Annotated in this window: 10 protein-coding genes; 6 read left to right on the forward strand and 4 right to left on the reverse strand. The window is 59.9% G+C overall.

Features of this window, described 5'->3' with window-relative positions:
- From BFP96_RS14460 to BFP96_RS14475, 4 genes are all read left to right on the forward strand, one after another.
- On the forward strand, nt 1-993 hold a 993-nt coding region (locus BFP96_RS14460), incomplete at its 5' end, for a proton-conducting transporter transmembrane domain-containing protein (protein ID WP_305885260.1).
- Entirely contained in the window at nt 990-1,478 is a 489-nt protein-coding gene (locus tag BFP96_RS14465) for a Na+/H+ antiporter subunit E (protein WP_065894906.1), read from the forward strand. The genes BFP96_RS14460 and BFP96_RS14465, both read left to right, overlap by 4 nt.
- Entirely contained in the window at nt 1,475-1,753 is a 279-nt protein-coding gene (locus BFP96_RS14470) for a K+/H+ antiporter subunit F (RefSeq protein ID WP_010209507.1), read from the forward strand. The genes BFP96_RS14465 and BFP96_RS14470 overlap by 4 nt, the downstream gene beginning before the upstream one ends.
- On the forward strand, nt 1,750-2,088 hold the full coding sequence (locus BFP96_RS14475) for a Na+/H+ antiporter subunit G (RefSeq protein ID WP_065894905.1): 339 nt from the start codon (nt 1,750-1,752) through the stop codon (nt 2,086-2,088). Before BFP96_RS14470 ends, BFP96_RS14475 begins: the two co-directional genes overlap by 4 nt.
- Before the next feature lie 113 nt (nt 2,089-2,201).
- Here the strand turns inward: BFP96_RS14475 and BFP96_RS14480 are convergent, their stop codons facing one another.
- From BFP96_RS14480 to BFP96_RS14495, 4 genes are all read right to left on the reverse strand, one after another.
- A complete protein-coding gene (locus tag BFP96_RS14480; RefSeq protein ID WP_139113404.1) occupies nt 2,202-3,329 on the reverse strand; it encodes an acyl-CoA dehydrogenase family protein in 1,128 nt (375 codons plus the stop codon).
- Between the two features lie 51 nt (nt 3,330-3,380).
- Nucleotides 3,381-4,145: a GNAT family N-acetyltransferase gene (locus BFP96_RS14485; RefSeq protein ID WP_065936461.1), complete on the reverse strand. Its 765-nt coding sequence runs from the start codon at nt 4,143-4,145 to the stop codon at nt 3,381-3,383.
- A gap of 442 nt (nt 4,146-4,587) precedes the next feature.
- On the reverse strand, nt 4,588-5,976 hold the full coding sequence (cysS, locus tag BFP96_RS14490; RefSeq protein WP_065936462.1) for a cysteine--tRNA ligase: 1,389 nt from the start codon (nt 5,974-5,976) through the stop codon (nt 4,588-4,590).
- Between the two features lie 19 nt (nt 5,977-5,995).
- Nucleotides 5,996-7,696, reverse strand: a complete 1,701-nt coding sequence (locus BFP96_RS14495; protein ID WP_065897513.1) for a glutamine--tRNA ligase/YqeY domain fusion protein — start codon at nt 7,694-7,696, stop codon at nt 5,996-5,998.
- A 261-nt stretch (nt 7,697-7,957) separates the two neighbouring features.
- Between BFP96_RS14495 and BFP96_RS14500 the strand changes: the two genes are divergently transcribed.
- Together BFP96_RS14500 and lpxH are read left to right on the forward strand one after the other, a co-directional pair.
- Nucleotides 7,958-8,461: a peptidylprolyl isomerase gene (locus BFP96_RS14500; RefSeq protein ID WP_057721741.1), complete on the forward strand. Its 504-nt coding sequence runs from the start codon at nt 7,958-7,960 to the stop codon at nt 8,459-8,461.
- Complete coding sequence (lpxH, locus tag BFP96_RS14505; RefSeq protein ID WP_065897511.1) at nt 8,458-9,207, forward strand: UDP-2,3-diacylglucosamine diphosphatase; 750 nt, start codon at nt 8,458-8,460, stop codon at nt 9,205-9,207. Before BFP96_RS14500 ends, lpxH begins: the two co-directional genes overlap by 4 nt.
- Nucleotides 9,208-9,399: the final 192 nt, after the last annotated feature.

A 9,399-nucleotide genomic window follows, 5' to 3' on the forward strand; every position in this document is an offset into this window, starting at 1 on the left:
CCGCTGAACTTCTGGCTGGCGCCCGCCTACTCATCGGCCAGCGCGCCGGTGGCGGCGATGTTCGCGATCATGACCAAAGTCGGCGTGTACACTGTGCTGCGCCTGTGGACCTTGCTGTTTTCCGGCCAGGCCGGCGCTTCGGCGTTGTTTGGCGGTGACTGGCTGGTGTACGGCGGCATGGCGACCATCCTCTGCGCGGCGCTGGCGATGCTCGCGGCGCAACGCCTGGAACGCATGGCGAGCCTGAGCATCCTGGTATCGGCCGGCATCCTGCTGTCGGCCGTGGGGTTTGCCCAGCCCAGCCTGACGGCCGGGGCGCTGTTCTATCTGGTCAGCTCCACCCTGGCGTTGAGCGCGCTGTTTTTACTGGCGGAATTGATCGAACGCTCGCGCTCGGCCAATGACCTGCCGCTGGACGAGGAAATCGACGCCCTGCCCAAGGCCATGGAATCCCTGCATCCACGGCCCGGCGTCAACCTCGACGATGAACAGAAAGCCGTGATCGGCCAGGTGATCCCCTGGACCATGGCGTTCCTGGGCCTGAGCTTTATTGCCTGCGCGCTGCTGATCATCGGCATGCCGCCCCTGTCCGGGTTTATCGGCAAGCTCAGCCTGCTGCATGCGCTGGTCAATCCGCTGGGGCTGGGCAACGCGGTGGATGAACCCATCCGCCCGGCGGCCTGGGGCTTGGTGGCGCTGTTGATCCTGTCGGGGCTGGCCTCGCTGATCGCCTTCGCCCGGCTTGGCATCCAGCGTTTCTGGACCCCGGAAGAACGGCCCTCGCCCCTGCTGCGCCGCTATGAATGTGTGCCGATCTTCCTGCTGCTGGGCCTGAGCATCGCGCTGACCTTCAAGGCCGAGCCACTGATGCGCTACACGCTGGCCACCGCCAAGAGCCTGAACAACCCGGAAAGCTACGTGATGGCGGTGATGGCGACGCGTCCGGTGCCGAGCCCGGAAGCCCAGGCAGCCGCCCTGGAGGTGCAACCATGAAGCGCCTGTTTCCTGCCCCGTGGTTGTCGCTGGCCCTGCTGGGTTTGTGGCTGGTGCTGAACCTGTCCATGAGCCCCGGCAACCTGTTGCTCGGTGCATTGCTGGGCGTGCTGGCGCCGCTGATGATGGCGCCACTGCGCCCGCAACCGATCAGCCTGCGCCGTCCTGGCGTGATCCTGAGCCTGTTCCTGCGGGTGGGCCGCGACGTGATTGTTTCCAACCTGCAAGTGGCCTGGGGCGTCTTGACCTGCGGCTCACGCCCGCCGCGCGCGCGCTTCATCAAAATCCCCATCGACCTGCGCAGCCCCAACGGCCTCGCGGCGCTGTCGATGATCACGACGGTCGTTCCCGGCACGATCTGGTCGGAACTGGCGCTGGACCGCAGCGTCCTGCTGCTGCATGTGTTCGACCTGGACGATGAGGCGCAGTTTATCGAGCATTTCAAATCCGCCTACGAACGGCCCCTGATGGAGATCTTCGAATGAGCGCCCTGCTCTCCAATGCGATCCTGTTGAGCCTGTTCCTGTTCTCCCTGGCGATGGTGCTGACGTTGATCCGCCTGTTCAAGGGCCCGTCGGCCCAGGATCGGGTACTGGCGCTGGATTATCTGTACATCCTGGCGATGCTTATGATGCTGGTGCTGGGCATCCGTTACGCCAGTGACACCTACTTTGAAGCGGCGCTGCTGATTGCGCTGTTCGGCTTTGTCGGCTCGTTCGCCCTGGCCAAATTCCTGTTGCGTGGGGAGGTGATTGAATGATGCCGTTATGGATGGAAGCCGTCGTCGGAGTGCTGCTGGTCCTGAGCAGCGTGTTTGCGCTGATAGGGGCGCTCGGGTTGTTGCGCATGAAGGATTTTTTCCAGCGCATGCACCCGCCGGCGCTGGCCTCGACACTGGGCGCATGGTGCGTGGCGTTGGCATCGATTATCTACTTTTCGGTACTCAAGTCCGGGCCGGTGCTGCACGGGTGGTTGATTCCGATTCTGCTGTCGATCACCGTGCCGGTGACCACCCTGCTGCTGGCGCGCACGGCGTTGTTCCGCAAGCGCATGGCCGGTGACGATGTCCCGGCCGAAGTCAGCAGCCGCCGCTGAGCGCTGAAGAGAACACACTCCAAATGTGGGAGGGGGCTTGCCCCCGATGGCGGTGGGTCAGTTACCGATGAACTGACTGATCCACTGCTATCGGGAGCAAGCCCCCTCCCACATCAGCTCAGCTGCTCACACAGGAATGCACTGCTGGCGATCCTGGACGTCGGATGGAAGGCCAGCACCCGCGTCGCCACCAGCAGATAGGCGACCTCTTCAGATGACATGAAAGCCATCCCTCCCATGAGTTCGAAAGCGCGCGTGCCAATACGGTTGAGCGCCTCCTGCACCGAGAAGCGTGTGGCCTGAGCACGCGCCAGGTCAGCGCGCAAGAAACGGTTTTCATCTATCGACGTCGCCACCCCCTGCAACGCCATCGTCGCCCCCTGCAGATCGATCAGCAACAGCGCCCGATCCTCCTGCGAACCTTTACCCGCCGTCAGTGCGCGCGATGCCAATGCGCACGCCATGCCCAGGTACGACGCTGAAGCCAGCAACTGGAACCAGATCGCAAACAAATGGTTACCCGTACCCTGTTGATCCTCACCGAGCTGCTCATCCACGGTTTTGCTGAAATGCATCATGGACTCGGGCACCACCAGGTTGTTGAACCGGACCTCGTGACTGTCAGCCGCCTGCAAATGGGGAACGGACCAGAACTTCTCGCGCTCGATACAGGGATCGCCCGCCAGCGCTGCACCAATGCCAAGATGCACGTCACCTTGCGGATCAACATAGTTGACGCTAAAGGTCATCACGTCGAAATGATGGGTCATCGTGCAGGGTTTCTTGCTGCCATTGACGATATAGCCGTCGGCGGTTTTCTCCACGGCCATGGTCGACGCGAGGATATCCGAATGCGCGCGGCCTTCGGCAAACCCGGACGCCACCAACAAGTCGTTGCCTGCAACGATGCTCAGCAGCCCTTGAAGGTCAGGAAAAAAATGACTGGCCGCCATCATGCCTGCGATGGTGTGGTGGTGCATGGTCATCATCACCGCCAGTGAAGGGCAATGTGCGCCGACCCACGTATGCAACTGCGCCAACTTGCGCGCACTGACGCCCCTGCCACCCAGTGCCTCGGCAATGGCAAGCCCAGGCTGGCCCACTGTGCGAAACACATCAGCCAAGCGTTGAGACTCCCCTCGTTCAAGCTCCAACAGCGATGCGGATTCAAGAAAAGAGGCCAATTGCGGAATCAGCTCAAACGCGGTATTTCGTTCTTGTGTTAAAAACATACTCTTCACACCCTTTATTAGTTCGTACGATACCTATTCACTTGATGCAGTACCGCGCGTTCACTTTAAATAGTGGCGCGCATAACGCTGGTCAAAATTCGATAACGACAACAGGATAAAGAAATCAGCCGTCTGAAAGTCAGCGTCCCAGGCGGGTTCGCCACACACCCAGGCACCGCTGCGTAAATAGCCTTTTAGCAACGGCGGCATGGGGGCAGGTTTTTCAGCGTTAACATTATGAAGAGCAAACGGTGTATGTGCGGTGACACGATACTCAACTGGCGCAAGTTGTTCGGGTGTCAACGCATGATAGATGGCCGATGCATGATGACCGCCGTCCGCCAGACTGACGCTGGCGCCCCCCATCAAGTAATCACATCCTTCACGTTGCATATACGTTATCAAGCCCGACCACAGCATCATGATCACGCTGCCGCTGCGGTAGTCGGGATGCACGCAGGCATGCCCCACTTCGATAATACGTGCACGTAAATGATCCAACCGGCTCAGGTCGAATTCCTTTTCCGAATAGTAGTGACCCATGTGCCGGGCGGCGGTTGGACTCATGACACGGTACGTGCCGACCACACAGGCGGTGGTGACATCTCGCACGACTAGATGGTCGCAATAGTCGTCAAACTCGTCGACATTCAAACCCTGGATATTGCTAAGTGCCGGTGCCCGGAATGTTTCATTGAACACTTTATAACGAAGGGCTTGCACCTCTCGCAGTTGTTCTGGCGTACTGACGAGGCTAACAACCAACTTACCGGCACGCAGCGACAAGCCTGAACCCACATCCTTGGTCTGTGTGAGCATTTGCATATATGTACCCTTATTATTACACCAAGTAACAAACAAACATTACCTGCCCTTCGTGAAGGGGGACTGTAAGGGAACTCTGAAACCTCGCGCGAATTCGACAAGACTAAAAACGGCGGGAATATGCAGGAGACTGAAAAGTGGGGGCCGTTGTGGGTGGAAAAACAATAAGTCTCCATGACACGCCAACTCAGAAATAGATCTGAATCCGAAGACTGAGCCAAGTTGAGGTGGTCAACTTTGATCGTTCCCACGCTCCGCGTGGTAATGCCGCCTGGGACGCTCCGCGTCCCCCAAGAACCAGCTCAGATGCGTATGTGTGACGCAGAGCGTCACGGGATGCATTCCCACGCAGAGCGTGGGAACGATCAGACCGAGTCAAGTGAACACGGTTAAAAATGTGGGAGGGGGCAAGCCCCCTCCCACATTTGGAGCGAGGTACCGATCAGGCCTGATCAGCCAACCGCCACGTCGTCCCGCCCTTCCCGTCTTCCAGGACCACACCCATCGCAGTCAGTTGGTCACGGATACGGTCGGATTCCGCCCAGTCTTTACCAGCCCGAGCCGCCAGACGCGCCTGGATCAAGGCATCCACTTGCGCCGCATCCACACGCCCTTCAGCGCCGGCTTGCAGGAAGTCATCGGCCTCCATCTGCAACACGCCCAGCACGCTGGCCAGCTCTTTCAAGCGTGCCGCCAAACTTGCCGCTGCGTCGATATCCGTCTCGCGCAGACGGTTGATCTCACGCACCATCTCGAACAACACGGCGCAGGCTTCGGGAGTGCCGAAGTCGTCGTTCATGACTTCGGTGAAGCGTGCCACGAAGGCTTCGCCGCCGGCCGGGGCAACCGCGGGCAGGCCCTTCAACGCATGGTAGAACCGCTCCAGCGCGCCCTTGGCGTCCTTGAGGTTGTCTTCCGAGTAGTTGATGGCGCTGCGGTAATGGCTGGACACCAGCAGGTAACGCACCACTTCCGGATGGTACTTTTCCAGCACGTCGCGAATGGTGAAGAAGTTGTTCAAGGACTTGGACATCTTCTCACCATTGATGCGGATCATGCCGCAGTGCATCCAGGCGTTGGCGTAGGTCTTGCCGGTGGCGGCTTCGCTCTGGGCGATTTCGTTTTCGTGGTGCGGAAACTCCAGGTCGCTGCCGCCGCCATGAATGTCGAAGGTCTCGCCCAGGCAGCAGGTGGACATCACCGAGCATTCGATGTGCCAGCCCGGACGCCCGGCGCCCCACGGCGACTCCCAGCTCGGCTCGCCGGGCTTGGTGGCTTTCCACAGCACGAAGTCGAGCGGGTCCTGCTTGGCTTCGTCGACTTCGATGCGTGCGCCGATGCGCAGGTCTTCGATCCGCTTGCGCGACAGCTTGCCGTAGCCCATGAACTTGGCGACGCGGTAGTACACGTCGCCATTGCCCGGGGCGTAGGCGTAGCCCTTGTCGATCAGGGTCTGGATCATCGCGTGCATGCCAGGGATGTGGTCCGTGGCACGCGGTTCCATGTCCGGCTTGAGGATGTTGAGGCGTGCCTCGTCCTCGTGCATCGCAGCGATCATGCGCTCGGTCAGCGCGTCGAACGACTCGCCGTTTTCATTGGCGCGGTTGATGATCTTGTCGTCGATGTCGGTGATGTTGCGCACATAGGTCAAGTCATAGCCGCTGAACCGCAACCAGCGGGTCACCAGGTCGAAGGCAACCATGCTGCGGCCGTGGCCGATGTGGCAGTAGTCGTAGACGGTCATGCCGCACACGTACATGCGCACCTTGTTGCCATCCAGCGGCTTGAAGACTTCTTTGGTCTTGCTGAGTGTGTTGTAGATCGTTAGCACGACAGTTCCTTAAACAGAATCACTGGCCCCACGAATCACGCAAGGTCACGGTACGGTTGAATACCGGCCGACCAGGTTTGGAGTCCTTGATATCCGCGCAGAAGTAACCTTCGCGCTCGAACTGGAACCGGTCTTCCGGCTGTGCATCGCCCAAAGAGGGTTCGGCACGACAACCGGTGAGCACTTGCAGGGAGTCAGGGTTGATGTTGTCGAGGAAACTGGCGCTGTCTTCGGCCTTTTCAGGATTCGGCGAGCGGAACAGACGATCGTACAAACGCACTTCGCACTCGATGCTGGCAGCGGCCGGCACCCAGTGGACCACGCCCTTGACCTTGCGGCCTTCAGGGTTCTTGCCCAGGGTGTCCGGGTCGTACGAGCAGCGCAGTTCGACGATGTTGCCGTCGGCGTCCTTGATCGCTTCATCGGCACGAATCACGTAGCTGCCACGCAGGCGCACTTCGCCGTTCGGCTCCAGGCGCTTGTAGCCTTTTGGCGGCTCTTCCATGAAGTCATCGCGGTCGATGTAGATTTCACGGGCGAACGGCAGCTTGCGCACGCCGAGTTCTTCTTTCTGCGGATGACGCGGCAGTTCGAGGTTTTCGACCTGGTCTTCCGGGTAATTGGTGATCACGACTTTCAGCGGACGCAGCACGCACATGGCGCGCGGGGCATTGGCGTCGAGGTCCTGGCGGATGCTGAACTCGAGCATGCCGAAGTCGACCACGCCGTCGGAGCGGTTGGTGCCGACCATGTCGCAGAAATTGCGAATCGACGCCGGGGTATAGCCACGACGGCGGAAGCCCGACAGGGTCGACATGCGTGGGTCATCCCAGCCATGCACGTGCTTTTCATCCACCAGTTGCTTGAGCTTGCGCTTGCTGGTGATGGTGTAGTTCAGGTTCAGGCGGCTGAATTCGTACTGGCGCGGCTGGGCCGGCACCGGCAGGTTGCTCAGGAACCACTCGTACAGCGGACGATGGCTCTCGAACTCCAGGGTGCAGATGGAGTGGGTGATGCCTTCGATGGCGTCCGACTGACCGTGGGTGAAGTCGTAGTTGGGGTAGATGCACCACTTGTCACCGGTCTGGTGGTGGTGGGCATGGCGGATGCGGTACATGATCGGGTCGCGCAGGTTCATGTTCGGCGAGGCCATGTCGATCTTGGCGCGCAGTACGCGGGCGCCGTCGGGGAATTCGCCGGCGCGCATACGGTTGAACCAGTCCAGGTTCTCTTCCACCGAACGGTCGCGGAACGGGCTGTTCTTGCCCGGTTCGGTCAGGGTGCCACGGTATTCCTTGGCCTGTTCCGGGCTCAGGTCGTCGACGTAGGCCTTGCCGGCCTTGATCAGCTCGACGGCCCAGTCGAACAACTGGTCGAAATACTTGGAGGCATAGCGCACTTCACCGGACCACTCGAAGCCCAGCCACTTGATGTCGCTTTCGATGGCGTCGATGTATTCCTGGTCTTCCTTGGCCGGGTTGGTGTCGTCGAAACGCAGGTGCGTGACGCCACCGAACTCCTGGGCCAGACCGAAGTTCACACAGATCGACTTGGCGTGACCGATGTGCAGGTAGCCGTTGGGCTCTGGCGGGAAACGGGTGACGATCTGCGTGTGCTTGCCCGAATCCAGGTCCGCCTGGATGATCGGGCGCAGGAAGTTGACCGGGACAGCAGGTCCGGCCTTGGCATTCGGGGTAGGGTCGACAGTGGGCTTGCTCATAGGATCCTTGAACAGACAGGTTCTTGGCCGGATGGGGCCAGATAAAACAAAGGGCTCATAATAGCCGATGCAGTCAAGACACTGACAGGCCGGGACCGAAAACTGCTGTTTAATTACTGCTTTTATGGCCGGGGCGGTAAAAAACCACCTCGAAATTCCTGCGGGGCACGCTAAACTGCGCGCCTTGGCCGTCGTTTAAGCCAGACAGGTAAGGTGCCCCGGGCACTCAAACCCACGAATTCCCTGAAAAGAGTAGTGAACATGACTCAAGTCAAACTGACCACCAACCACGGTGACATCGTCATCGAGTTGAACGCCGAGAAAGCGCCGATCACCGTCGCCAACTTCATCGAGTACGTCAACGCCGGCCACTACGAAAACACCGTTTTCCACCGTGTCATCGGCAACTTCATGATCCAGGGCGGCGGTTTCGAGCCAGGCATGAAAGAGAAGAAAGACAAGCGCCCAAGCATCCAGAACGAAGCGGACAACGGCCTTTCCAACGACAAGTACACCGTCGCCATGGCCCGTACCATGGAGCCGCATTCGGCCTCCGCGCAGTTCTTCATCAACGTGGCTGACAACGCTTTCCTCAACCACAGCGGCAAGAACGTGCAGGGCTGGGGTTACGCCGTATTCGGTAAAGTCACCGAAGGCCAGGACGTCGTCGACAAGATCAAAGGCGTGTCCACCACGTCCAAAGCCGGTCACCAGGACGTTCCAGCCGAAGACGTCATCGTCGAGAAAGCCGAGATCGTTGGGTGATATTGCTGATTTCAGACTTGCATCTGGAAGAGGAGCGCCCGGACATTACCCGGGCGTTTCTGGATCTGCTCCATGGCCGCGCCCGTGGTGCCCAGGCGTTGTACATTCTGGGGGACTTCTTCGAAGCCTGGATTGGCGACGATGGGATGACCGCGTTCCAGCGCTCCATCTGTGACGCGCTGCGCGAACTGAGCGACAGCGGCACCGCGATTTTCATCATGCACGGCAACCGCGATTTCCTGATCGGCAAGGCGTTCTGCAAAGCCGCAGGCGCCAGCTTGCTCAAGGACCCGAGTGTCGTGCAATTGTACGGCGAGCCCGTGCTGCTGATGCACGGCGACAGCCTCTGCACCCGCGACCTCGGCTATATGAAGCTGCGGCGCATCCTGCGTAACCCGATTGTGCTGTTTATCCTGCGCCACCTGCCCCTGGGCACGCGCCACAAGCTGGCGCGAAAGCTGCGCAGCGAAAGCCGTGCACAGACGCGCATGAAGGCCAACGACATTGTCGATGTCACCGCCGAAGAAGTACCGCGAGTGATGCAGCAATTCGGCGTGCGCACCCTGGTCCACGGCCATACCCACCGCCCCGCCATTCATAAGTTGCAGATTGGCGACCAGGCGGCCAAGCGGATTGTGCTGGGGGATTGGGACAAGCAAGGCTGGGCGTTGCAGGTGGATGAGCAAGGCTTTCAACTGGCGGCGTTTGACTTCGTCAATCCGCAGCTGGCCCTGCCTGGCGCTTGATCCGCAACACCACTGATCCCATGTGAACAGAGATCAAACTGTGGGAGGGGGCTTGCCCCCGATGGCGGCCTCGGGGCCGACCAGGATGTTGGATCAGACCGAGTACATATCCATTATTTAGGTAACGGCCACTTAGGGTTCCGCCCTGACGGCGGGTCACTTTGGAAAAGCCCCAAAGTAACCAAAGGGCTC

It is taken from the genome of Pseudomonas sp. 34 E 7 (assembly GCF_900005715.1).
Taxonomy (GTDB): Bacteria; Pseudomonadota; Gammaproteobacteria; order Pseudomonadales; family Pseudomonadaceae; genus Aquipseudomonas; species Aquipseudomonas orientalis_A.